This window comes from Pseudomonas knackmussii B13 (assembly GCF_000689415.1).
Taxonomy (GTDB): domain Bacteria; phylum Pseudomonadota; class Gammaproteobacteria; order Pseudomonadales; family Pseudomonadaceae; genus Pseudomonas; species Pseudomonas knackmussii.
Map to the genome: position 1 here is coordinate 5,580,297 of NZ_HG322950.1, position 25,155 is coordinate 5,605,451.

Annotated in this window: 17 protein-coding genes and 2 pseudogenes; 4 read left to right on the top strand and 15 right to left on the bottom strand. The window is 66.1% G+C overall.

What is annotated here, in order from left to right:
• Positions 1-13: 13 nt before the first annotated feature.
• Both PKB_RS26135 and msbA read right to left on the bottom strand, forming a co-directional pair.
• Positions 14-916 carry a GNAT family N-acetyltransferase gene (locus PKB_RS26135; protein WP_408004208.1) on the bottom strand — a complete coding sequence of 301 codons (903 nt, stop codon included), beginning with the start codon at positions 914-916 and terminating at the stop codon, positions 14-16.
• 2 nt (positions 917-918) lie between these two features.
• The gene (gene msbA, locus PKB_RS26140; RefSeq protein ID WP_043255836.1) at positions 919-2,754 is read right to left on the bottom strand and encodes a lipid A export permease/ATP-binding protein MsbA; all 1,836 of its coding nucleotides are present in this window, start codon (positions 2,752-2,754) and stop codon (positions 919-921) included.
• 111 nt (positions 2,755-2,865) lie between these two features.
• Here msbA and PKB_RS26145 point away from each other — a divergent pair, with 111 nt between their 5' ends.
• The gene (locus tag PKB_RS26145; RefSeq protein ID WP_043255838.1) at positions 2,866-3,513 is read left to right on the top strand and encodes a lipopolysaccharide kinase InaA family protein; all 648 of its coding nucleotides are present in this window, start codon (positions 2,866-2,868) and stop codon (positions 3,511-3,513) included.
• On the opposite strand, the gene PKB_RS26150 is transcribed toward PKB_RS26145, so the two are convergent.
• From PKB_RS26150 to glnE, 13 genes are all read right to left on the bottom strand, one after another.
• Positions 3,500-4,711, bottom strand: coding sequence for an O-antigen ligase family protein (locus tag PKB_RS26150; RefSeq protein WP_242411263.1), 1,212 nt, complete (start codon positions 4,709-4,711; stop codon positions 3,500-3,502). The two genes, PKB_RS26145 and PKB_RS26150, sit on opposite strands and share 14 nt — an antisense overlap.
• 14 nt (positions 4,712-4,725) lie before the next feature.
• Entirely contained in the window at positions 4,726-5,589 is an 864-nt protein-coding gene (locus PKB_RS26155; RefSeq protein ID WP_156958084.1) for a glycosyltransferase family 2 protein, read from the bottom strand.
• Positions 5,590-5,625: 36 nt separating this feature from the next.
• Entirely contained in the window at positions 5,626-6,582 is a 957-nt protein-coding gene (locus PKB_RS26160) for a glycosyltransferase family protein (RefSeq protein WP_043255840.1), read from the bottom strand.
• A 222-nt stretch (positions 6,583-6,804) separates the two neighbouring features.
• Complete coding sequence (locus PKB_RS26165) at positions 6,805-7,938, bottom strand: glycosyltransferase (protein ID WP_043255843.1); 1,134 nt, start codon at positions 7,936-7,938, stop codon at positions 6,805-6,807.
• Entirely contained in the window at positions 7,922-9,679 is a 1,758-nt protein-coding gene (locus tag PKB_RS26170; protein ID WP_043255844.1) for a carbamoyltransferase family protein, read from the bottom strand. The genes PKB_RS26165 and PKB_RS26170 overlap by 17 nt, the downstream gene beginning before the upstream one ends.
• A gap of 78 nt (positions 9,680-9,757) precedes the next feature.
• Positions 9,758-11,248 carry a lipopolysaccharide kinase InaA family protein gene (locus PKB_RS26175; RefSeq protein WP_043255849.1) on the bottom strand — a complete coding sequence of 497 codons (1,491 nt, stop codon included), beginning with the start codon at positions 11,246-11,248 and terminating at the stop codon, positions 9,758-9,760.
• A complete protein-coding gene (locus tag PKB_RS26180) occupies positions 11,245-12,000 on the bottom strand; it encodes a lipopolysaccharide kinase InaA family protein (protein WP_043255863.1) in 756 nt (251 codons plus the stop codon). Before PKB_RS26180 ends, PKB_RS26175 begins: the two co-directional genes overlap by 4 nt.
• A gap of 31 nt (positions 12,001-12,031) precedes the next feature.
• The gene (gene rfaP / locus PKB_RS26185) at positions 12,032-12,838 is read right to left on the bottom strand and encodes a lipopolysaccharide core heptose(I) kinase RfaP (RefSeq protein WP_043255865.1); all 807 of its coding nucleotides are present in this window, start codon (positions 12,836-12,838) and stop codon (positions 12,032-12,034) included.
• 105 nt (positions 12,839-12,943) lie between these two features.
• Positions 12,944-14,065: a glycosyltransferase family 4 protein gene (locus PKB_RS26190; protein ID WP_043255867.1), complete on the bottom strand. Its 1,122-nt coding sequence runs from the start codon at positions 14,063-14,065 to the stop codon at positions 12,944-12,946.
• Positions 14,062-15,129, bottom strand: coding sequence for a lipopolysaccharide heptosyltransferase I (gene waaC / locus PKB_RS26195; protein ID WP_043255868.1), 1,068 nt, complete (start codon positions 15,127-15,129; stop codon positions 14,062-14,064). The genes PKB_RS26190 and waaC overlap by 4 nt, the downstream gene beginning before the upstream one ends.
• Positions 15,126-16,160: a lipopolysaccharide heptosyltransferase II gene (waaF, locus tag PKB_RS26200; RefSeq protein ID WP_043255869.1), complete on the bottom strand. Its 1,035-nt coding sequence runs from the start codon at positions 16,158-16,160 to the stop codon at positions 15,126-15,128. The genes waaC and waaF overlap by 4 nt, the downstream gene beginning before the upstream one ends.
• A gap of 60 nt (positions 16,161-16,220) precedes the next feature.
• A complete protein-coding gene (ilvE, locus tag PKB_RS26205) occupies positions 16,221-17,144 on the bottom strand; it encodes a branched-chain-amino-acid transaminase (RefSeq protein WP_043255870.1) in 924 nt (307 codons plus the stop codon).
• 82 nt (positions 17,145-17,226) lie between these two features.
• Positions 17,227-20,175 (bottom strand): bifunctional [glutamate--ammonia ligase]-adenylyl-L-tyrosine phosphorylase/[glutamate--ammonia-ligase] adenylyltransferase, encoded by a 2,949-nt coding sequence (gene glnE / locus PKB_RS26210; protein ID WP_043255871.1) that lies wholly within the window; start codon positions 20,173-20,175, stop codon positions 17,227-17,229.
• A gap of 241 nt (positions 20,176-20,416) precedes the next feature.
• Between glnE and aceE (PKB_RS30645) the strand changes: the two are divergent.
• The 3 genes and pseudogenes from aceE (PKB_RS30645) to aceF form a co-directional block, all read left to right on the top strand.
• Positions 20,417-21,268: pseudogene (gene aceE, locus PKB_RS30645) on the top strand (pyruvate dehydrogenase (acetyl-transferring), homodimeric type); the annotation flags it as partial.
• 28 nt (positions 21,269-21,296) lie between these two features.
• Positions 21,297-23,419: pseudogene (gene aceE, locus PKB_RS26225) on the top strand (pyruvate dehydrogenase (acetyl-transferring), homodimeric type); the annotation flags it as partial.
• An 11-nt stretch (positions 23,420-23,430) separates the two neighbouring features.
• Positions 23,431-25,071 (top strand): dihydrolipoyllysine-residue acetyltransferase, encoded by a 1,641-nt coding sequence (aceF, locus tag PKB_RS26230; protein WP_043255874.1) that lies wholly within the window; start codon positions 23,431-23,433, stop codon positions 25,069-25,071.
• The last annotated feature ends 84 nt before the right edge of the window (positions 25,072-25,155 follow it).

Sequence of the window (25,155 nt, forward strand, 5' to 3'; positions counted from 1 at the left end):
ATGCCTGCTGCCATCACACCTGGAACACGGGCACCCGATGGCACCAGCGGTCCTTGTATTCGCGGTCGGCGCGGCCGAAGGAATAGCGTAGCGGCTTGCCCAGCGCCTCGGCCTCTTCCCAGGCCTGCTGGGTGTTTACGAAGCTGAGCACGCTGCCCGGGCTGAAGTCGCGGTTCTCCGGGGCCACGCCGCCGTTGATGTACTCGACGCTGACCCACTTCGGCGACTCGACGCGGTAGAGGATCTGGATCGCCACCGGCTCGCCGTCGAGCAGCACAAGCGAGCCGCGCATGAATTCGCGCATCAGCTCGAAGACTTCGGCCAGGCGCGCCTTGCCGGGCACCTCGAACTCCCAGCGGCGCTGGAACAGCTCGGCATAGATGCGCGCCTGCTCGGCCGGGCTCAGCTCGCTCATCGGCTGCAGCACACCGCCCGCCTCTTCCAGCAGGCGCAGTTCGCGACGCTGGTTGTAGCGGAATTTCTTCGAGAAGTCGGCGGGCGCGCGGTTGAGCGCCAGCTCTTCTTCCTGCGGTCGAATGTCGAGGATCTGCTCGCGGTTCAGTTCGGAGAGATAGCGCACGCGGTGACGCAGGGAAACGCGCGCGTCCTCGGCGATCGGCAGGATGATCTCGGCATTGCCCAGGTCGAACAGCGCCTTCTTGCCTTCGCGCTTGAGCACGTCCTTGGACAGCGCCAGGTGCCGGCCCCAGGTGGGAATTGCGGCCTTGAGCTGGCCGTCGACAATCCAGCCGAGGTAGCGCACCGGGATACCAGCCAGGCCGGCGAGGCGCTCGACCACCTGCGGGTGGGTCGCCACGCTGCCGCCGAAACGCTGCCAGGCCTCGGCATAGGCCGAGGCGTCAATCGGGGTCCAGCCACGCTCGCGGACGGCGCGGATGCGATCGAGCAGCGCCATCGTCAGGCGGACTCGCCGACACCGTCCTCGACGGGCTGGTCGGCCGGCTCGTCGTCGGCGAACTGCTTGGCGTGCAGCCGCGCGTAGTAGCCATTGAGGGCGATCAGCTCTTCGTGGCTGCCGCGCTCGACGATGTGGCCCTGGTCCATCACCAGGATCAGGTCCGCCGCCTCGATGGTACTCAGGCGGTGGGCGATCACCAGGGTGGTGCGACCTTCCATGACCTTCTCCAGGGCGCCCTGGATATGGCGCTCGGACTCGGTATCGAGGGCCGAGGTGGCCTCGTCGAGGATCAGCACCGGGGCGTCCTTGAGCAGCGCGCGGGCGATCGCCAGGCGCTGGCGCTGGCCGCCGGAGAGCATCACGCCGTTCTCGCCAACCTCGGTCTCGAAGCCGTGCGGCAGGCGGTCGATGAACTCGCGGGCGAAGGCGTCATCGGCGGCCTTCTCCACCGCGGCGCGCGGTTTGCTGGCGAGGTCGCCGTAGGCGATGTTGTTCAGCACGCTGTCGTTGAACAGGTTGACCTGCTGGGTCACCAGCGAGATGTGCTTGCGCAGGTTGATCAGGCGGTAGTCCTGCACGTCGACGCCATCGAGGAGGATCTTGCCCTCGCTGTGGTCGTAGAAGCGCGGGATCAGGTTGGCCAGGGTCGACTTGCCGCTGCCGGAACGGCCGACCAGGGCGACCATCTGCCCCGGCTCGACGCTGAAGCTGAGGTCGTTGAGCACGCGCTTGTCGCTGCCCGGGTAGGTGAAGCTGAGGTTCTGCACTTCCAGGCGGCCCTGGACCCGCTCGCGCTCCACGGTGCCGAGGTCGACCTCGGGCTTCTCGTCGAGCTGCTCGAAGATGCTCTCGGCGCCGGCCACGCCCTTCTGGATGGTCGAACTGACTTCGGAAAGCTGGCGGATCGGCTTGGGCAGCGAGGCCGCCATGGAGATGTAGGCCACCAGGTCGCCGACCGAGGCGTCGCCGCGCAGCAGCAGGACCAGGTACAGCAGCACAGCCATGGCGCTGAAGATCACCAGTTGCAAGGTCGGCGTGTAGACCGCCGAGGTCTTGTTCATGGTCAGGTTCTTCTTGGTGTTCGAAGAGCTCACCTCGTAGAAGCGCTCACGCTCGTAGGCCTCGCCGCCGAAGCTGCGCACCACGCGGAAGCCCTGGATGGTTTCCGAGGAGACGTGGGTGACGTCGCCCATGGCCACCTGGATCTTCTTGCTCTGCTTGCGGAACTTGCGGCTGGCGCTGGTCACCATCAGGGCGATGACCGGCAGGATGGCGACCATCACCAGGGTCAGCTTCCAGTTCATCCACAGCAAGGCGATGAACAGGAACACCACGGTCATGCCCTCGCGGATCACTACCTTGATGGCGTCGGTGGCGGCGCCGGTGACCATGGTCACGTTGAAGGTGATGCGCGAGATCAGGTGGCCGGAGTTGTGGCTGTCGAAGTAGCGGTTGGGCAGGGTCAGCAGGTTGTTGAAAAGTGCGACGCGCAGGTCGTGCACGAGGCTCAGCGAAACCTTGGCGATGTAGTAGTTGCCGAGGAAGGAACCGACACCCTGCCAGGCGGCGATCAGCACCATCAGCAGCGGCACCGCATAGAGCATCTTCAGGTCGCGCAGCCAGCCCCAGGGCGCCCAGGGGAACAGCGGTGCGTCCGGATTGTGCAGGCCATCGACGAAGAACTTGAGCATGCCGGCGAGCATCGGCTGGGTCGCGGCGAAGATCAGGAAGCCAAGGATGCTCAGGGCGAAGATGCCGATGTAAGGACGCACGTAGGACAGCAGGCGGAAGTAGATCCGCATGCTAGAGGGCGCTGTGGTTTCTTTGCCGGCCATGGAGAGATCGCAAGGTGAAAAGGGCGGCGATTATATCACAGGCCTCTCGTTTGCCCGGTGGCTGGGCTACTATACCCGCCCCGTTTCAGCGCCACCGATCAGGACGCCGGTATGCAACAGCTAGCACTCTCCGCCTACGAATCCTTGCGCGATGGCGCCGAGGTACTGGAGGCCGACCGCTATGGCGACAAGGTGCTGCACCTGGCCGATGGCAATTTCCTCAAGCTGTTCCGCCGCAAGCGGTTGATCTCCTCCGCCGCCCTATATCCCTACGCCCAGCGTTTCGCCGACAACGCGCAGGCGCTGCAACGCCTGGGCATACCTTGCCCGCAGACCATCGCTGTCTATCGCATTCCGGGTATCGCCCGCGACGCCGTGCACTATGAACCGCTGCCGGGCGACACCCTGCGCCAGCTGATCGCTGCCGGTGACAACGGCAATGAGCTGCGCGCGCAGTTGGGCGAGCTGATCGCCACCCTGCACGACAAGGGCGTGTACTTCCGCTCACTGCACCTGGGCAACGTGGTGCGGACTCCGGAGGGCCGCCTGGGGCTGATCGACATCGCCGATATGAAGGCCCGTCGCCGTCCGCTCAACCGCCTGCAGCGCAAGCGCAATTTCGCCCACATGCTGCGTTATGCGGCCGCCCGCCAATGGCTGCTGGCCGACCAGGGCGCCGCGCTCGCCGCAGCCTATCTGCGCACCAGCCCAGTGCGCTGGAAGGCGCAGGCGCTGGCGCAGATCCTCAGCGCTGGCTGAGTGCCGGCGTCTCGCGCTCCAGGCACAGCCCGAGCAGAAACACCACCCAGGGCATCAGCCACATGGCGCGGGTTCGCTCCCACAGGCTGAACACATCGAACTGCAGCGCCACGCTGGAGAACACCCACAGCAGCATCACCGCCAGCCCGAGTCGGCTGGCGCGGCACTGCCAGGCGCGCCAGCCGAGCATGCACCACAGCAGCATCCACACCAGCAGCGCCGGAATGCCGTACTGGATGGCAGTGTGCAGAAGGAAGTTGTGCGTGCTGCCGTGGAACTGACCGGACCAGCCCTCGACCGCATAATCAGTGCCCAGGCCAACGCCGATCCAGAAATGCTCCCGCAGTAGCGGTACGGCACTGCGCAGCAGCTCCAGGCGCTCCGAGTCGCCGCGCGCCACCAGATTCGGATCCAGCCGGACCAGGACGAAACCGCCAACCAGCAACAGCAGCGCCACCAGGCGCGCGCGCCAGCCGGGCAGCAGCACCAGGCAGAAGAGCGCCGTGGCCATGAGCGCCAGCAGCGCACCGCGGCTGCCGCACAACGCCACATAGATCAGCGGCGGAATCTGCAGCAGCGACCAGGTCAGCCGCGGCCAGCGGCCACGCGGCATCAGCGGCAGCGCCATGACCATGATGAAGGCGCAGGCGTAGCCGGCGGCATTGGGGTTGTCGAGGAATCCGCCGAAACCGTTCAGCCGGGTCGGATCATAGGCCGGCGCCCAGAGCAGCGCGGCCATGGCGTAGAAGCTGTTGACCAATCCCAGGGCCAGCAAGGTGCCGCGCAGCCGAGCCTCGTTCGCGCGCGCCCAGAGCAACCAGCCGAAGACCAGCAGGAGGAACAGGGTCGACTGCTTGAGGCGCGACATCCGCTCGAACTCGCCCGAAGACCAGAAAAGCGACAGGTTCGCCCAGGCGAACAGCAGGAGGAAAAGCCCGAACTCCTTGCGTTCGCGGATCAAGCGGCCCAGTTCGGACCATCGAGCGATCGTCAGCCAGAGCCCCGGCAGGTATACGAACAGCACGACCATGTTGTAGTAGAACTTCATGGTCGGCGTCAGCAGCACGCCGGCAATGGTCCAGAACACACCGATGCCGAGCATCGCCTCGGCCACCCGGCTGCCGCGAGACACCGCCAGTCCGTTCGATTCCTTCGCCGGACGCCACAGTTCCCAGGCGCCCTGGAACAACTCCTTCATACGCGACACGCTCATTACTCGTGGAACTTGAACAGCAGATGGCGCACGCGACGCCAGGTCACAGAGTTCCAGCGCAAGGGCGGCAGACGCAGCAGCAGCGACAGCGCGTATCCCTTGTCGTAGACCACTGACTGCTTGAGGGCCTTGTTGATTACGCAGGTCAGCGCCTGCGCGTAGCTCGGATGCTCCCGGTATGGCGCGATGGCCATCAGGTCGTAGTCGAGCTGCCGCTTGTATGCGGTCTTGGACATGTTGCTGGTGTGCCTCCGGTAGAGGGTCACATGGTCCGGCAGGACGTCCATGCAATAGCCCAGATGCGCAACCTTCAGGGTCATCTGGAAATCCTGGATGCGGATCGCCGGGTCGTAGCCACCCGCGCGATCCAGCGCCTCGCGCCGGTACATCGCCACCGGCGCGCCAATGGCGTGGGCGCTGGCGAGCAATTCATCGAAGCCGTAGCGACGGATGCCATTGGATTTTTCCGCCTTCAAGCGATTGCCTTGCTCGTCGACATAAACCACTTTTGCGCCCACACACCCCACCTCCGGATGCGCGTCCAGGTAGCTGGCCTGCAAGGATAGGCGCCCCGGCAGCATTACATCGTCGGAGTCGGGCGTGGCTATGTAGGTGCCGCGGGCATGGCTCAGCGCCGTGTTCAGCGCAGCGCTCACACCCTGGTTCTGCTGGCGGATCAGCTGGAAGTCGAAGCGCTGGCGCAACGCTTCGATCTTCTCGACGCTGGCGTCCTGGGAGCCGTCGTCGACCACGATCAGCTCGAAATTCGGGTAATCCTGCTCGAGGATGCTCAGCAGGGCCTCCTCGATATAGCGCTCGCGGTTGTAGCAAGGTACCAGCACGGAAACCAGCGGGTTACCCACGCTCACCTCCGGCGCCAAGGACAGTTGCCATGGCACTCATAGGCCCAGCACCTGGCGCAGGCGCTCGAACCTGCCCGGCTCGGGGCGCTCCCGCAGCGGCGGCCGCATGGTCTCGACGATGCGTGCGCCGATCTGGCCGAAACCGAAGCCACCCTGCGCCAGCGCACGGCCTTGCTCGGCGATGCGCGAGGCCAGCGCCGGGTCGTCGCGGAGCACCTGCAGCTTGCGGCGCAACTCCGGAATGTCGCGGTAGAGCACTACGGTCTGCATATCCACCAGGCCCAGCGCGCGGTTCTCTTCTTCGCCCTGGTCGAAGGCGAAGAGCACGCAGCCGCAGGCCATGGCTTCGAAATTCTTGATCATGTACTCGCCCATGCCAACGTCCGCGCTGACGAAGAAGCGGATGCGGTTGAGCGTGTTCAGGTAGTCCTCGCCGGACTTGGTCTTGGTGACCAGCAGGCTCTCCACCTGCGCCAGCTCGTCGAGCAGCGCCTTGCGCCCGCTGTAGGCGACGCTGCCGGTGCTGCCGACGAAGGCCAGTTCGATGTCGCGCTCGCGACCCAGGTCATGCAGCAGGTCCTGGTCGTAGCCCTTGGGCACGAAGACCGCGTCGAAGCCTTCCTGGCGCAGGCGCTCGCTGACCATGTAGCCGGAGCTGATCACCCGCGCCCAGGGCAGCCGCCGGTAGTAGGCGCTGAACTTACCGGTGTATTTGCAGGGGATGTAGTTCTGGTAGGCATCGTGCTCGAGGATCACCAGGTTCGGCACGCTGCGGATGAAGGAAACCTGGCGGATCTCCTTCTTGAAGCGCAGGAAGAACAGGATGCGGTCGTAGCGCGTGACGTCCACGTGCTCGCGGAAGTAGCGGCGCAGGTTCGCCTGCTCGTCGCTGCTCAGCCAGCGCAGATCGCAATCGCAATGCGCGGCGATGCCATCGTAGAGACGGTCGAGGATGGCGCGTTGTTCTTTTTGAACCAGAAACAGGACTTTCAAGACTCACCTTTCGCATCCCGGCCAGCGGGCAGTCTACTGTGCTTCCGACTCAGGTCAATGCGGGTTGTCGCCTGCCACGCCGGCATTCAGCCATGGCACGTAGGCCAGCCGCGAAGAGTAGGGGACGGCCGGCGAGACGGTCAAGGCAGGCGGCCGGGGCATACTCCGGCCCAAGGCGGGCACGCACCTCGACCTGACCAATGACAGACTTGCCGACGGGTACTAGGTGTCGCGTCCGATCAGGCTGCGCACCAGCGGCAGGTGCCAGAACTCGCGGCGCACCGCCTCGTCAGAGAAGCGCGTACGAAGGCGCTCGTCCATCAGACGAACGCAGGCTTCGCGCTGCTGGCGATCCAGCGCCGCCATATGCACCAGCCCCTCGGCCAGCGCGGCGTCATCGCGCAGCGGGAAGAGGATGCCCAGGCCTTCGACCACCTCACCCGCACCGCCACCGGCGGTAGAGATCAGCGGCACGCCGGCGGCCATCGCCTCCAGCAGCACCATGCCGAAGGGCTCGTGGTCGGAGCTCAGGGCGAAGACGTCGAACGCCTTGAAGTAGCGCTTTGCTTCCGCCACCTGACCGAGGAACAGCACCTGTTCGGCGATGCCCAGTTCGCGCGCGAGTTCCTTAAGGTCTTCCTCCAGGCGGCCCTTGCCCATGATCGCCAGCAGGCTTTCGCGCGGCAGGCGCGGCAAGGCCTTGGCGAAGCCGCGCAGCAGCGTGGCCTGGTCCTTGTCCGGATGCAGGCGACCGACGTTGCCGACGATCCAGGCATTCTCCGGCAGGCGCAGTTGCAGGCGCGCCGGATAGCGCTCCAGCTGGCTGGCCTGGAGGGCATCGACGTCGATGCGGTTGTACAGCGTCTCGATGTGCTCGACCGGCCAGGCCGGCAAGCAGGCACGCAGTTCGTCACGCACTGCATTGGATACGGCGAGCAGACGCAGGCGCTTGGCGAACACTTTGGCGAACAGCTTGCGGCCCAGCCGGCGGTAGTCGCCGAAGCCGTGGTGCACGCCGATCACCGGCAGTTTGGTGGCGAGCATCGCGACCCAGGTCGGCTTGAAGCGATGGGCGATGCAGAAGCGGAAATCACGCGAGCGGGCGATGTCGCGCAGGTCGCGGATTGCGCGCAGCTTGAGGCCGCGCACGTCCTTGGAGCTGTATTCGAGGAACAGCACTTCGTCGCTCGCGCAGGCGGCGGCGACTTCCGGATCGGGCGCCCCGGTGAGAAACACCGTGGTCACCCGGTAGCCGGTGCCGGCGAACAGGCTGGCGTATTGACGGGCACAGTCGAGGAACGGCCCGTCATAGCCGTGGCAGAACTGCAGGACGCGCGGTTCAGCCGAGCGAGTCATAAGGCGCGGCGCCCTCTTTCACGACCAGGATGTCCTGCATGATCAGGTACTGCAGGTCCGAGCCGTAGAACATGTTCAGGGCGTCGGTCGGCGAGCAGATCATCGGCTCACCGCGGCGGTTCAGCGAGGTGTTCAGCGCCACGCCGTTGCCGGTGAGCTTCTCCAGCTCCTTCATGAGGTCGTAGTAGCGCGGGTTGTACTCGCGCTTGAGCACCTGGGCGCGGGAGGTACCGTCCTCGTGCACCACTTCCGGCACACGGGTCTTCCACTCCTCGTTGACCTCGAAGGTGAAGGTCATGAAGGGCGCCGGATGGTCGATCTTGAACATCTGCGGGCCGACGGTATCCAGCATCGACGGGCAGAAGGGTCTCCAGCGTTCGCGGAACTTGATCTGCGCGTTGATGCGGTCGGCCACGCCCGGCACGCTCGGGCAGCCGAGGATGGAGCGACCGCCGAGGGCGCGCGGGCCGAACTCCATGCGGCCCTGGAACCAGGCCACCGGGTTGCCGTCGGCGAGCACCTTGCCGATCAGTTCCGGCACGTTGTCGATCTTGCGCCACTGCGGCTTGGACTCGTGGCGAGCGCAGGCGGCGATGACGTCCTCGTTGCTGTATTCCGGGCCGAGGTAGACGTGTTCCATCTTCTCCACCGGCACGCCGCGCTGGTGCGAGACGTAAGCGGCGGCGCCAACGGCGGTGCCGGCGTCGCTGGAGGCGGGCTGGACGAACAGCTCCTTCACTTCCGGACGCGAGATGATCTTCTGGTTCAGCTTGACGTTCAGCGCGCAGCCGCCGGCGAAGGCGATCTTGCCGGTCTCGCGGAGGATGTCGCCCAGGTAGTAATCCATCATCTCCAGCGCCAGCTTCTCGAACAGCGCCTGGATGCTGGCGGCGTAGTGGATGTACGGATCATCGGCGATGTCGCCTTCGCGCTTCGGACCGAGCCACTCGATCAGCTTGGGCGAGAAGTAGTAGCCCTTGCCCTTTTCCTTGTAGCGGCGGAAGCCGATGACGTTGACGTAGTCGGTGTTGATGATCAGCTCGCCGTTCTCGAACTTGGCCAGGCGCGAGAAATCGTACTTGCTGGCATCGCCGTAAGGCGCCATGCCCATGACCTTGAACTCGCCGTCGAGCATGTCGAAGCCGAGGTACTCGGTCAGCGCGCCGTAGAGGCCGCCGAGCGAATCCGGGTCGTAGAATTCCTTGATCTTGTGGATCTTGCCGTTTTCGCCGTAGCCGAAGAAGGTCGTGGCGTACTCGCCCTTGCCGTCGATACCGAGGATCGCGGTCTTCTCCTTGAAGCCGGAGCAGTGGTAGGCGCTGGAAGCGTGGGCCAGGTGGTGCTCGACCGGCTGGATCTTGGTCTTCTTCAGGTCGAAACCGAGCTGCTGCAGGCACCACTCGATGCGCTTGTAGTAGCGCTTGTAGCGGCGGTTGCCGAGCAGGATGGCGTCCAGCGCGCGGTCCGGCGCGTAGGCGTAGCGCTTGGCGTAGTGCCAGCGGGCCTTCTCCAGGATGCTGATGGGGGCGAAGGGAATGGCCACCACGTCGACGTCGGACGGCTTGATGCCGGCCTGCTCCAGGCAGAACTTGGCCGACTCGTAGGGCATGCGGTTCTTCGCGTGCTTGTCGCGGACGAAGCGCTCTTCTTCGACCGCCGCGACCAGCTTGCCGTCGATGTACAGGGCGGCGGAAGGGTCATGGCTTACGGCGCCGGACAGGCCGAGGATGGTCAATGCCACAGGTGTTGCCTCTTGGTAGAGCCTTGAGCCCCCCACCATGGGAGCTCGGCGATGATCTTCGGTGGCTCGTCGGAGCCTTTAGTGATTGCTGTCGGCCTGCGCCGCGCTGCAATCCTTGGGTATGCGTTCGTCCAGCAGCCGGTGGAGGGCGCTGTCCTGCGGCCAGTTGCGCAGGAAACGTGCGCGGTCGCGGGCGTAGGCGCGCTCGAAGCTGGCCTGGCCGTGGTGCTTGTGCATGGCGTCGAGGTCGATCAGTGCCCAGCGTCCCCCGGTGGCGCCGCCCTGCCAGAACAGGTTGTGGCCCTTGAGGTCGCCGTGGCTGATGCGCTCGCGCAGCAGCGCCGCGAACAGGTTGTCCAGGGCCTTGAGCTCGGCCTCCGGCGGCATGCCGGCCCCCTCCGGATCGTCCAGGTGGGGTTTGAAACGGGCGATTATATCCTGCCCTTCCAGGTAATCGGTAATCAGGAACGCCGGACCGCGCAGCCACAGCCAGCGCCGCTCCAGCATAGCCAGGGGTTTGGCGGTGGCGATGCCGAGGTATTCCAGGCGGTTGCCCTCGCGCCACGAAGACCAGGCCCGACTGGGCCGCCAGAAGCGCTTGAGCCAGTGCAGCAGGTTCTTGATGTTGTAGCGCTTCACGACCAGCGGCCGGCCGTTCAGTTCGACCTTTGCCACGGTAGCCGCACCGCCGGTCTTGTAGACATGTCCCCGGTCAATGAAAGCGTCGGGATTGGCCAGCAGCGGCTCTAGACCGCTCTCTTCCTCGCGACGCACCGCACGCAGGCCGAAGGCGCCGCGGCGCACGCTGAACAGGCTGCAGTCACGGCCGATCTTCTTCAGCAGGTCGGCCACGCGCCAGCGGCGCACCCGGGCGATCTCCTTCTGCAGCGCTTCCAGCGGCAGGGCGTGCTCGCCGTTGGCCAGCAGGTAGTGCACCAGCAGCTCCTCGATGAAAGGGTCGAGGTCATGGGGCAGCTGGGCGAAGAACACCCCGAGGTTTTCCAGCACGTGCTTGCGCGACAGCGGCTGGCCGGGCGTTTCGGCGCGGATGCCGGCGCCGTCGATCAGGTACAGGCGCCCGTCGTGGCGCAGCAGGTTGTCCAGGTGCAGGTCTTCCTGCCAGAGCCCTTTTGCATGCAGCGCGGCGATGGCAGCCAGGGCTTCGCCAAGCACGGCCTGCTGGGCGTCGGAAAGCGCGGGCTCGGCCTCCACCGCGCGCCAGGCGTCACCCAGGCTCTGGGCGCCGTCGAGGAACTCGAAGAGCAGCCAGCCGCCCTCGCCTTCGCGCAGTCCGTCGACCAACAGCGCAGGCGTGGTCAGCCCCTGTTCGGCGAGCAGGCGCACACCGTCCCGCTCACGCTGGAAATGCCGTGCGGCGCTGCCGCCGACCAGCAGCTTGGCCAGCACCTGGCGGCCTCGCCAATTGCCTTCGCCGACGTAACGCTTACCCGGCAGCACGCGCAGCAGGCTGTCCAGGCGCAGTTCGGCAGGGCCGGCACCGTCGGCCAGTTCGAGACGCAGCGGCAGGGCCGGCTGGCGGCCGGTGCCACGCAGTTCGCCGAGTTTCACCCGCGCTTCTCCTTCTTGCGCCGCCGCGAGCCGAGGCGCTTGTACCAATGATCGACTTCCGCGCCACTGGCCGAGTTGCCCAGGTAGGCCGCGAGCAACTGGCGCACGTCGACCTCGCTCCAGTCCGGCGCACGGCGCAACAAGGGCTCGAGGTCCTTGACCCGATCACGGGTGCCGAACCACAGCGGACGGGTCTTCTCCAGGTCGATCAGGCAAGCCTGGAACTCGTCGTCGACCGCCTTCAGGAAGATGTGCTTGGGATAGAAGCAACCGTGCATCTGCCCGGCCTCGTGCAGGCGGCGGGCTAGCATCCCGCAGGCGTGCAGGATCGCCTGGCGGCGCTCGACGGGCAGGTTCGACCATTCCTTGAGCCAGGCGTCGAGGTCGCGCCAGCCGTCCAGGGCGCGAGTCAGCAGGATCGCGCGGCGCTCACCGTCGACTTCGCGCATGCCGAAGAAAGCGGCTTGCAACGCGGGAATACCGAGTTGCTGGTAGCGCAGGATGTTGCGCAGCTCGCGGGCGAAGGTCGGTTCGCCGCGCGGACGCCGCAGGCTGCGGGTCAGGTGGTTGATCTGGCGCTTGAGGTAGTAGGCGCGGCCCTCCAGTTCGAGACGGGAAACGCTGCTCCAGCCACCGCGCTCGGTGTTGGGTTCGTCCACGGCCTGCAGCTGCAGTGCCCAGAGCGCGTCGAAGTCGGCCAGGCCCTGGCGTTCCAGGCACTCGCGGTCGTCGTCGGCGATGAAGTCGTTCACTCGCGTCCCTCGGAGAAATGGGCGGTGTGCGTCACAGCAGATCACCATAGCGCTGCTTGCGGTCGTACAACTTCGCAGCCTTGCGCTCCATCCAGGCGAGAAGCGGCGCTTCGTCACGCAGGATGTCGCGCAGCGGCTTGCCGAAGTAGCCGCGCAGGAAGCGCAGCTTGTCGCGCTCGGTCAGGCCGATGTCCAGCGCGGAGAAGTAAAGCGCGGCCAGGTCCTTGTCGCGCCAGCGCTTGGGCGTGGCGGCGCGGGTCTGCGCGCGATGCAGGTCGATCACCGACAGGCGCAGGTCATCGGCCGTAGGCGCGCGGTCGGTATGCAACAGGAAATGGCAGATGTAGCAGTCCCGGTGGTTGACCCCGGCGCGGTGCATGGTGCCGACCATCTTCGCCACTTCGGCGATCAGCGCGCGCTTGAAGCGCGGCTCGGGCGGCTGCTCGCGCCAGTTCAGCGAGAGCTGTTCGAGGTCGGTGGTGGGCGCCAGTTCCTCGGTGACGATGAAGGAATGCTGGTTTGCCGGGTCACTGCCACGCTCGCCGTAGGCCACCGAGGTCATGGTGGCCACGCCGGCCTGGTGCAGGCGTTCCAGGGCGCGCTGCTCCTGGCCGGCGCCGAGCACCGGGAGCTTGGCGCTGAGCAGGTTCTTGAAGATCTCGCCCCAGCCGATGCCACGGTGGATCTTCACGAAGTAGCCGCGCCCGTCGACTTCGGTGCGCAGGGTGCGGCGGCCTTCCAGCTCGCGGTAGACCTTGCCCTGCAGGCGCTCGACTTCGGCGAAGGGGTCCTTGCCGGCCCACAGAGTCGTGAACGGCTCGTGCATCTCAAGCTTCATGGAGATCGCCTTCGTAGGAGCGAGCTTGCTCGCGAACCCGCTTGACGCCGTGGTCCTCAGGAAAAGAGTTCGCGAGCAAGCTCGCTCCTACAGGTGACCGGCTTGTCATGGGCGCTCCGCGAGAATCACGTCTGCCGCGTGCTGCGGCATGGAATACAGGTCCGCCGTGTCGGCGAAGGCCAGGCCGTTGCGCGACCAGGCGGCACGGGCCTCAGCATCCCCGAGCATCTGCACCAGCATGCGGTTCAGGTTGTCCTGCTCGAAAGGCGAAGGCACCACGCGGCCGGCATCGGCCTCGGCGATGTAGTGGGCGTAGCCGCAGACGTCGGTGACCAGCACCGGCAGGCCGGCGACCAGCGCCTCCAGCAGCACGGTGCCGGTGTTCTCGTTGTAGGCCGGGTGGATCAGCAGGTCGGCGCCGAGCAGGAAGCGCGGGATGTCGCTGCGCCCCTTGAGGATCTGCACGTTGTCCGACAGGCCGAGAGCCTTCACCTGCAGCAGGAACGGCTTGGGATCGTCCTGGCCGATGGCGATCAGGCGGGTGCGCTTGCGCAGCTCGCGCGGCAGCGATGCCAGCGCCTTGAGGCTGCGGTCCAGGCCCTTGGTCTTGAAGCCGGAGCCGATCTGCACCAGCAGCAGGTCGTCGTCGCCCAGCTTGAACTCGCGGCGGAAATCGGCGCGGATCTCGGCGGCATTGGCCGGTGCGCGGCGGTCCTGGGCGATGCCCGGCGGCAGCAGGTGGAAGCGCCCGGCCGGGGTGCCGTAGTGCTTGACGAACAGCGGCTGCTGGACCTCGGAGATCATCAGGATCTCGGTCTTGGACTGCGGCGAGAACACTGCGCGCTCGTAGTCGGCGAAGTGCTTGTAGCGGCCCCAGCGGCGATAGATCGGGTTGCGCAGCGTCTGCGCCTTGTCCTCGAAGCAGCCGTCGGCGGCGTAGTACACGTCCAGCCCCGGCATCTTGTTGAAACCGATCACCCGGTCGACCGGATCGCGCGCGAGGTCGGCGTCCAGCCAGGCGCTGAACTTCTCGTTGCGGCGATGGTTGAACAGCGCCTTGATCGGCGCGACGCGCACGTCGAAACCAGCGGGCACTTTGCCCTCCCAGATCGGCGTGTAGACGCGAATCGCGTGTCCGCGCTTCTGGCACTCCAGCGCAATGCGCATGAAGTCGCGCTGCAGCCCGCCGAACGGGAAGTATTTGTAGAGAACGAAAGCCAGGTTCATCGAAGCGTCTCCGGGGCCAGCAGCAGGGCCTCCAGCTGGGTGGACACGCGCTGCGGATTCAGGCGCGTGAAGCACAGCGGTTGCTCTTGCCGCAGGTCGAACTGGCGCTTGTCGTCGGCCGTCGGCTGGTAGGTGCAGGTTTTCTGCAGGCAGGGGGCGCACGGCCAGTCGCTGCCCAGGTGCACCTGCGAGCGCCCGTAGGCGCCGGTGAGTCCGGGGTTGGTCGGGCCGAACAGCGACAACGTCGGCACGTCCAGGGCGGCTGCCAGGTGTCCGAGCCCGGTGTCCACCGCCACGCAGGCCGAAGCGCCAGCCAGAACCTTGGCCATGCCCGCGAGGGATAACTTGGGGAGTACCGAGGCGTTTTCCAAGCCATCGGCAATGCGCTCGGCTCGCGAACGCTCTATTTCATTGCCCCACGGCAGACGAACCGACCAGCCGCGCTCGCCCATGCGCTCGGCGAGTTCGCGCCAGTACTTCTCGGGCCAGTGCTTGGTGACCCAGGTGGTGCCGTGCAGGAACACCAGGTAAGGCGCGCCGGCGCTGTCGTCGAGCAGGCGGCTGCGGTCCAGGCCGTAGTCGCCGGTGCCTTGCGGCAGCGGATAGTCGAGCGCCTGGGCGAACAGCTGGCGCACGCGCTCAACGGCGTGCTGGCCCCAGGCGACCGCATAGCCGCGATCGTAGAAGCGGCTGGCCGCCGGCTCGCGCGCCGACTCCTTGTCCAGCCCGGCGACCGGCGTCTTCTTCGCGTAGCGGGTCAGCCAGGCGCTCTTGAGCAGGCCCTGGGCGTCGATCACCAGGTCGTAGTCGACCTCGCGCAGGCGCTTCTTGAAGCGGCGCCATTCGCCGCTCTTCAGGGTCTGCCAGAGGTTCTTGCGCCAGCGTCGGATGGCCACGGGGATGACCTGCGCCACCGCCGGATGCCAGGCCGGGATCTCGGCGAAGCCCTCCTCCACCACCCAGTCGAACTGGATGCCGGGGATGGCGCGGGCGGCGTCGGTGAGTGCCGGCAGGGTATGGATGACGTCGCCCAGGGACGACGTCTTGATCAGCAGAACCCTCATTCCACGTCGACCGGGTCCGCGACCAGGCGGTCGAGCGCGGCCAGCACCGGCTGCGGCTGCAGCTCGCGCAGGCAGTTGTAGTGGCCGAAGCGGCACACGCGATCGAAGCAGGGGCTGCAATCCAGGCCCAGGCGCACGATCTCCACGGCCTCGGCCAGCGGCGGGGTGAACTGCGGCGAGGTGGAGCCGTAGACCGCCACCAGCGGGCGGTTCAGCGCCGCGGCCACGTGCATCAGCCCGGAGTCGTTGGTGACCACCGCGGACGCGCAGGACATCAGGTCGATGGCCTCGGCCAGCGCGGTTTCACCGGCGAGGTTCACCGACTCCTCGCGCAGGCCGGGAATCAGCCGCGAACGGATGTCCTCGCCGCCGGGATGGTCGTTCTTCGAGCCGAAGATCCAGACTTGCCAGCCGGCGCGGATCTTCGCTTCGGCGACCTTGGCGTAGTACTCGGCCGGCCAGCGCTTGGCCTCGCCGAACTCGGCGCCCGGGCAGAGCGCGAGCACCGGGCGATCCAGGCTCAGGCCGAACTTGGCCAGGGCGGCGTCGCGGGTCGTCGGGTCGATCGACAGGCGCGGCTGCGGATAGGGCTTGGCCAGTTCGGCACCGGGCTCGTAGGCGAGCGCCATGAAGCGCTCGATCATCAGCGGGTAGCGCTCCTTGTCGAGCGTGCGGATGTCGTTGAGCAGGCCGAAGCGCATCTCGCCCTTCCAGCCGGTGCGCTTGGCGATGCCGGCGAAGAACGGCACCAGTGCCGACTTGAGCGAGTTGGGCAGCAGGATCGCCTGGTCGTACTGACCGGCCAGCGACTTGCCGATGCGCCGCCGCGCGGCGATGTCGAGCACGCCGTGGCCGAGCGGGAAGCTCAGCGCCTGGCGCACTTCCGGCATGCGCTCGAGGATCGGCCGGCTCCACTCGGGTGCCAGCACGTCGATCTGGCACTCGGGGTGCTGCTGTTTCAGGCAATGGAACAGCGTCTGCGCCATCACCATGTCGCCGACCCAGGACGGCCCTACGATCAGAATTCTCATGTACCTTCCAGAAACGATCGGGGAGGCTCAGCGCCTCCCCGTCATGCCCTTGACTGAAGCTTACTTGACCAGGGTGCGCCATTCCGGATGGGCGCTGGTCTTGCCGCTGACCAGGTCGAAGTAGGCCTTCTGCAGCTTCTCGGTCACCGGGCCGCGGCGGCCGATGCCGATGGCGCGGCCGTCGACCTCGCGGATCGGGGTCACTTCAGCGGCGGTGCCGGTGAAGAAGGCCTCGTCGGCGATGTAGACCTCGTCGCGGGTGATGCGCTTCTCGACCACCTTGAGGCCCAGCTCGTTGGCCAGGGTCAGCACGGTGTTGCGGGTGATGCCGTTCAGGCAGGCGGTGACTTCCGGGGTGTAGATCACGCCGTCCTTGATGATGAAGATGTTCTCGCCGGAGCCCTCGGCCACGTAGCCTTCGGGGTCGAGCATCATGGCCTCGTCGGCGCCGCCGGAGATGGCTTCCTGCAGGGCCAGCATCGAGTTGATGTAGGCACCGTTGGACTTGGCGCGGGTCATGGAGATGTTCACGTGGTGGCGGGTGAAGGAGCTGGTGCGCACCTTGATGCCCTGCTCCAGGGCGTCGTCGCCCATGTAAGCGCCCCAGTGCCAGGCGGCCACGATGACGTGGACCTTCAGGCCGGATGCGCGCAGGCCCATGCCTTCGCTTCCGTAGAACACCATCGGGCGGATGTAGGCGCTTTCGAGGTTGTTCTCGCGGACGGCGGCGCGGGTCGCCTCGTTAATTTCTTCCTTCGAGTACGGCATCTTCATGTTCATGATGTGCGCCGAATCGAAGAGGCGGTCGGTGTGCGCCTGCAGACGGAAGATCGCGGTGCCTTCAGGGGTGTTGTAGGCGCGCACGCCCTCGAACACGCCCATGCCGTAGTGCAGGGTATGGGTCAGCACGTGGGTGGTCGCATCGCGCCACTGCACCAGTTCACCGTCATACCAGATCACGCCATCACGATCAGCCATCGACATCGTTGCCAGCTCCTCACAGAAATTCGTCGTTCGGTCGCCGCGCAAGTGCATTGCGCCAGCGACCGGTGCGTACTGCCCGGGATCAGGCGAGCTCGAGCTCGCGCCAGATCCGCATCACTCCGCGGCGTTCGCCATGGAAACGGTCGCCACTCACTACGCCCGGCTGTTTCTGCAGCGCCAGGCGGTGCGCGGCTGCGCGATAGGCCTTGTAGGCCTCCTGCAGGAAACGGACGTCCTCGCTGGCGATCAGGCCAGCCCGCTCCAACCCTTCCAGAATGCGGATGTTGTCGGTGAACTGCAGCAACTCGGGGTGCTGCCACGACCAGGCAAGGGCCGCATATTGCACCATAAATTCGATATCGACGATACCACCGGCATCCTGCTTGAGATCGAAGTCAGCCGCGGCTTCGAAGGCATTCGCCGCCGTTCCCGCCGCGGTCGCGGGGGTGCCGAGGTTGTCGCGCATCTTCGCGCGCATCTCGCTCACTTCGCGGCGCAGCTCGCCCAGATCGCGCTGCCGGCCGAGCACCGCAGCCCGAATGCCTTCGAACTCGCGCGCCACCCGCGAGCAGCCGGCGAGCACGCGGGCACGCACCAGGGCCTGGTGCTCCCAGGTCCAGGCTTCGTTCTGCTGGTACGCCTGGAACGCTGCCAGCGAGCTCACCAGAAGGCCGGCTGCGCCGCTCGGCCGCAGGCGCATGTCCACTTCATAAAGAGCACCGGAAGTGGTCTGGGTCGTCAGGAAGTGGATGATCTTCTGCCCCAGGCGGGTGAAGAACTGTGAGCCGTCGATGGACTTCTCGCCATCGGTCTCGCACTGCGGATCGCCGTCGTGGATGAACACCAGGTCGAGGTCCGAGCCATGCCCCAGCTCCAGGCCGCCGACCTTGCCGTAGCCGACGATGATGAAGTCCGGATCGCACGGTGTGCCATCGGCCCGCAGCGGCCGGCCGTGCTTCTGCACCAGCTGGTGCCAGGCCAGCGCCAGGACCTGTTCGAGGATCGCCTCGGCAAGCCAGGTCAGGTAGTCGCTGACCTTCATCAGCGGCAGGGTGCCGGCGATCTCCGAAGCCACCACGCGCAGGCCGTGGGCCAGCTTGAAGTGGCGCAGGGTCTCCATCTGCTGTTCGAGGTCGTCCTCGGGAATGCGCATCAGCCGCTCGCGCAGCTCCGCATTCAGCTCCGGCGCCAGCGGCGGGCTCAGCAGCCGGCCTTCATTGAGCAGTTCGTCCAGCAGGATCGGGAACTTGGCGATCTGCTCGGCCACCATCGGGCTGGCCGCACAGAGGGTCAACAGGCGCTCAAGCGCGCCGGGATTCTCGGTGAGCAGCACCAGGTAGGCCGAACGCCGCGCCACCGCTTCCACCAGCGGCAGCACGCGCTCCAGGGTCAGGTCCGGCCTGTCGTGCTCGGCGAGCATGTTCAGCAGGCGCGGAATGAAGGCGTCCAGGCGCTCGCGCCCCAGGCGTTGCATGGCGCGCACCTGGTTGCCGTGACGCAGGTCGATGAGCCTTTTGAAGGCCGCCTCCGGCGCGGCGAAACCCGCATCGGCCAACTGCCGGCAAGCGGACTCCTCGTCCACCTGTTCTTCCCACAAAGGCAGCCATTCGCCGCCGATACAGGCGCCTTCGGCCTCGCCGCTCTCGTCCTCGTCGGGGTCGGCGATCACCTGGCGGAAATGCCAGTCGATGCGCTCGCGCCAATGATTGATCGCCTCATGGAAGGCCGACCAGTTGGCGAAGCCCATGATGAAGGCGACGCGAATACGCGCCACTTCGTCCTCCGGCAGCATCTGCGTCTGCCGGTCATCGATGGCCTGCAGGGCATGCTCGGCATAGCGCAGGAACTCGTAGCCCTCGCGCAACTCGCCGACAACCGCTGCCGGCAGGTAACCCTGCCCTTCCAGGGTCGCCAGCACGCGCAGCAGCGGGCGTTGCTGCAGGCTGAGGTCGCGGCCGCCGTGGATCAGCTGGAAGGCCTGGGCGATGAACTCCACCTCGCGGATGCCGCCGGCGCCGAGCTTGATGTTCTCGCTCATGCCCTTGCGCCGGACCTCCTGCTGGATCAGCTGCTTCATGTTGCGCAGCGCCTCGATGGCAGAGAAATCCAGGTAGCGCCGATAGACGAAGGGCCGCAGCAGTTCCAGCAGGCGCTGGCCTGAGTCCTGGTCGCCGCCGACCACCCGCGCCTTGATCATCGCGTAGCGTTCCCAGTCGCGCCCCTGGTCCTGGTAGTACTGCTCCAGGGCGGCAAAGCTGTGCACCAGCGGACCGCTGGAGCCATAGGGGCGCAGGCGCATGTCGACGCGGAAGACGAAGCCCTCGACGGTGATGGCATCCAGCGCCTTGATCAGCCGCTGCCCCAGACGGGTAAAGAACTCCTGGCTGTCCAGCGCGCGGCGCGCGCCTTGGGTTTCGCCGCCCTCCGGGTAGCCGAAGATCAGGTCGATGTCCGAGGACAGGTTCAGCTCGCCGGCGCCCAGCTTGCCCATGCCGAGGATCACCAGGTGCTGCGGCAGCCCGGAGCGGTTGCCCATCGGCGTACCGAACTGCTGGCAATGCCGCGCGTACAGCCATTGATAAGCCAGATCGATGCAGGTGTCCGCCAGATCACTGAGATCGCGGCACGTTCCCGCCAGATCGCTGCTGCGGGTCAGGTCGCGCCAGACGATGCGCACCTGCTGACGCCGGCGGAAGCGGCGCAGCCGCCGCCCCAACTCGTCCTCATCGGCGCAATCGGCCAGCAGTGCATCCAGCTGGGCGCGCATTTCGCCGCCGGCCAGAGGCCGATCCAGCAGGCCGCTGGCGACCAGTTCGAGGAAGGCCTGCGGGTCGCGGGCCGCCTGCTCGGCAACGAAGTCGCTGGCCGCACAGACGTGGGCGAAGTCGGCATGCCGCTCGGCGGACCACTGTGAATAGAAGGAGGCGATTTCAGCGGGAAGGGAGGAGACGGCAGTTGCGAAATTCTGCCCCGCGCGCTCGGCGAGGGGCTTCAAGGTGGCCGGCAAAGCGGCCCGGGACGGCAGAGTCATGCATCGTTCCTGATGAACGGCACCCCGCGGAAGCCCCGCCATTCGGGCGCCTGTAGTTTTACTACTAACTTTTTTTCGCGGAGGGCTGTATCCGAAAAGGTTTTGTAGTAAAACTACAACCCGCCGGAAACACCCCCGGTGTACTTCCAAGAATTCGCCGCGCCGCCCACGAAGCCGGCGCCGCTATCGGCAACGATCACTGGCTTTCGATTCTGGAAGCCTTTCCGCCCTGGAGCAAGCCATGCAAGACCTCGATCCCATCGAAACCCAGGAGTGGCTGGACGCCCTGGAGTCCGTGCTCGACCGCGAAGGCGAGGACCGCGCTCACTACCTGATGACCCGCATGGGCGAGCTGGCCAGCCGCTCCGGCACCCAGCTGCCTTACGCCATCACCACGCCGTATCGCAACACCATCCCGGTCACCCACGAAGCACGCATGCCCGGCGACCTGTTCATGGAACGCCGCATTCGCTCGCTGGTGCGCTGGAACGCGCTGGCCATGGTGATGAAGGCGAACAAGAACGACCCGGACCTGGGCGGTCACATCTCGTCCTTCGCCTCCTCGGCGACCCTGTACGACGTCGGCTTCAACTACTTCTTCCAGGCCCCGACCGAAGAACACGGCGGCGACCTGGTGTTCTTCCAGGGCCACGCCTCCCCCGGCGTCTATGCCCGCGCCTTCCTCGAAGGCCGCATCAGCGAAGACCAGCTGAACAACTTCCGCCAGGAAGTGGACGGCAACGGCCTGTCCTCCTACCCGCACCCCTGGCTGATGCCGGACTTCTGGCAGTTCCCGACCGTATCCATGGGTCTGGGCCCGATCCAGGCGATCTACCAGGCGCGCTTCATGAAGTACCTGGAAAGCCGCGGCTTCATCCCCGCCGGCAAGCAGAAGGTCTGGTGCTTCATGGGCGACGGCGAGTGCGACGAGCCGGAATCCCTGGGCGCGATCTCCCTGGCCGGCCGCGAGAAGCTGGACAACCTGATCTTCGTCATCAACTGCAACCTGCAGCGCCTCGACGGCCCGGTTCGCGGCAACGGCAAGATCATCCAGGAACTCGAAGGCGTGTTCCGTGGCGCCGAGTGGAACGTCAACAAGGTGGTCCTACCCGCACCCCTGGCTGATGCCGGACTTCTGGCAGTTCCCGACCGTATCCATGGGTCTGGGCCCGATCCAGGCGATCTACCAGGCGCGCTTCATGAAGTACCTGGAAAGCCGCGGCTTCATCCCCGCCGGCAAGCAGAAGGTCTGGTGCTTCATGGGCGACGGCGAGTGCGACGAGCCGGAATCCCTGGGCGCGATCTCCCTGGCCGGCCGCGAGAAGCTGGACAACCTGATCTTCGTCATCAACTGCAACCTGCAGCGCCTCGACGGCCCGGTTCGCGGCAACGGCAAGATCATCCAGGAACTCGAAGGCGTGTTCCGTGGCGCCGAGTGGAACGTCAACAAGGTGGTCTGGGGCCGCTTCTGGGACCCGCTGTTCGCCAAGGACACCGCCGGCCTGCTGCAGCAGCGCATGGACGAGGTCATCGACGGCGAGTACCAGAACTACAAGGCCAAAGACGGCGCCTATGTGCGTGAGCACTTCTTCGGTGCCCGTCCGGAGCTGCTGGAGATGGTCAAGGACCTCTCCGACGAGGAAATCTGGAAGCTCAACCGTGGCGGCCACGACCCCTACAAGGTCTATGCGGCCTACCACCAAGCGGTCAACCACAAGGGCCAGCCGACCGTCATCCTGGCCAAGACCATCAAGGGCTACGGTACCGGTTCGGGCGAAGCGAAGAACATCGCGCACAACGTCAAGAAGGTCGACGTCGAGTCGCTGAAGTCGTTCCGCGACAAGTTCGACATCCCGATCAAGGATGCCGACCTGGAAAACCTGCCGTTCTACCGCCCCGAGGAAGGCAGCGCCGAAGCCAAGTACCTGGCTTCCCGCCGCGCCGCCCTGGGTGGCGTGATGCCGGTTCGCCGCGAGAAGAGCTTCCAGGTTCCGGTTCCCCCGCTGGAAACCCTCAAGGCCATGCTCGACGGCTCGGGCGACCGCGAAATCTCCACCACCATGGCCTTCGTGCGGATCATCTCGCAGCTGGTCAAGGACAAGGACCTCGGCCCGCGCATCGTGCCGATCGTGCCTGACGAAGCCCGTACCTTCGGCATGGAAGGCATGTTCCGCCAGCTCGGCATCTACTCCTCGGTGGGCCAGCTGTACGAACCGGTCGATAAAGACCAGGTGATGTTCTACCGCGAGGACAAGAAAGGTCAGATCCTCGAGGAAGGCATCAACGAAGCCGGCGCCATGTCCAGCTGGATCGCCGCGGGTACCTCGTACTCCACGCACAACCAGCCGATGCTGCCGTTCTACATCTTCTATTCGATGTTCGGCTTCCAGCGTATCGGCGACCTGGCCTGGGCTGCCGGCGACAGCCGCGCGCACGGCTTCCTGATCGGCGGCACCGCCGGCCGTACCACCCTGAACGGTGAAGGCCTGCAGCACGAAGACGGTCACAGCCACCTGCTGGCGGCGACCATCCCGAACTGCCGCACCTACGATCCGACCTACGCCTACGAACTGGCGGTGATCATCCGCGAAGGCTCGCGCCAGATGATCGAAGAGCAGCAGGACATCTTCTATTACATCACCGTGATGAACGAGAACTACGTCCAGCCGGCCATGCCGAAGGGCGTAGAGGAAGGCATCATCAAGGGCATGTACCTCCTCGAGGAGGACAAGAAGGAAGCCGCTCACCACGTGCAGCTGCTGGGCTCCGGCACCATCCTGCGCGAGAGGTGGAAGCGGCGGCGAAGATCCTCCGCGAGGACTTCGGCATCGGCGCCGACGTCTGGTCGGTACCGAGCTTCAACGAACTGCGTCGCGACGGCCTGGCCGTGGAGCGCTGGAACCGCCTGCACCCGGGCCAGAAGCCCAAGCAGAGCTACGTGGAAGAATGCCTGGGCGGCCGCAAGGGCCCGGTCATCGCCTCCACCGACTACATGAAGCTATACGCCGAGCAGATCCGCCAGTGGGTTCCGAGCAAGGAATACAAGGTCCTGGGCACCGACGGCTTCGGCCGCAGCGACAGCCGTCGCAAGCTGCGCGACTTCTTCGAAGTCGACCGCCACTGGGTGGTCCTGGCCGCGCTGGAAGCCCTGGCCGACCGTGGTGACATCGAACCGAAAGTGGTGGCCGAGGCCATCGCCAAGTTCGGCATCAACCCCGAAAAACGCAACCCGCTGGACTGCTGAGGAGAGGCACGATGAGCGAACTGATTCGTGTACCCGACATCGGCAACGGTCAGGGTGAAGTGATCGAACTGCTGGTCAAGGTCGGTGACAAGGTCGAGGCCGATCAGAGCCTGCTGACCCTGGAGTCGGACAAGGCCAGCATGGAAATCCCCTCGCCGAAAGCCGGCGTGGTGAAGAGCCTGAAGGTCAAGGTGGGCGACACCCTGAAGGAAGGCGACGAGATCCTCGAGCTGGAAGTCGAGGGCGGCGCCGCTGCCCCCGAGGCCCCGGCAGCCAAGACCGAAGCCCCTGCTGCAGCGGCGCCCGCGCCGGCCGCAGCTCCGGTTGCCGCTCCGGCGGCGCCGGCCGCTGCCGCCAGCGTCCAGGACATCCACGTCCCGGACATCGGCTCGGCAGGCAAGGCGAATGTCATCGAAGTCATGGTGAAAGCCGGCGACACGGTCGAAGCCGACCAGTCGCTGATCACCCTGGAATCGGACAAGGCCAGCATGGAAATCCCCTCGCCGGCTGCCGGCGTGGTGGAAAGCGTATCGATCAAGATCGGTGACGAAGTCGGCACCGGCGACCTGATCCTCAAGCTCAAGGTCGCAGGCGCCGCGGCTCCGGCCGCCGCCGAGCAACCGGCTGCCGCTCCGGCACCGGCGGCAGCTCCGGTTGCAGCCGCTCCGGCCGCCGCACCGGCTCCGGTCAAGGACGAAGGCCCGGCGCCGGTCGGCGCCCCCAGCCGTGACGGCGCCAAGGTGCATGCGGGCCCTGCCGTGCGCATGCTCGCTCGCGAGTTCGGCGTCGAGCTGGCCGAAGTGAAGGCGACCGGTCCGAAAGGCCGCATCCTCAAGGAAGACGTGCAGCTCTTCGTCAAAGAGCAGCTGCAGCGCGCCAAGTCGGCTCCGGCCGGCGCCGCGGTCAGCGGTGGCGCGGGCATCCCGCCGATCCCGGAAGTCGACTTCAGCAAGTTCGGCGAAGTGGAAGAAGTGGCCATGACCCGCCTGATGCAGGTCGGTGCCGCCAACCTGCATCGCAGCTGGCTGAACGTGCCGCACGTCACCCAGTTCGACCAGTCCGACATCACCGACATGGAAGCCTTCCGCATCGCGCAGAAAGCCGCCGCGGAGAAGGCCGGGGTCAAGCTGACCGTACTGCCGATCCTGCTCAAAGCCTGTGCGCACCTGCTCAAGGAACTGCCGGACTTCAACAGCTCCCTCGCCCCCAGCGGCAAGGCGCTGATCCGCAAGAAGTACGTGCACATCGGCTTCGCCGTGGACACCCCGGACGGCCTGCTGGTGCCGGTGATCCGCAACGTCGACCAGAAGAGCCTGCTGCAACTGGCCGCCGAAGCCGCGGAACTTGCGGAAAAGGCGCGCACCAAGAAGCTCTCGGCCGACGCCATGCAGGGCGCCTGCTTCACCATCTCCAGCCTCGGCCACATTGGCGGCACCGGCTTCACGCCGATCGTCAACGCGCCGGAAGTGGCGATCCTCGGTGTGTCCAAGGCGACCATGCAGCCGGTGTGGGACGGCAAGGCCTTCCAGCCGCGCCTGATGCTGCCGCTGTCGCTGTCCTACGATCACCGGGTGATCAACGGCGCCGCCGCCGCGCGCTTCACCAAGCGCCTGGGCGATGTGCTCGCCGATATCCGCACCCTGCTGCTGTAAATGCATCGGCCCCCATTCGGGGGCCGATTCGTTTTTACCAACGAGCACGCCACGCTCGTTCTCTCCAGCCCCGTCGGATGACGG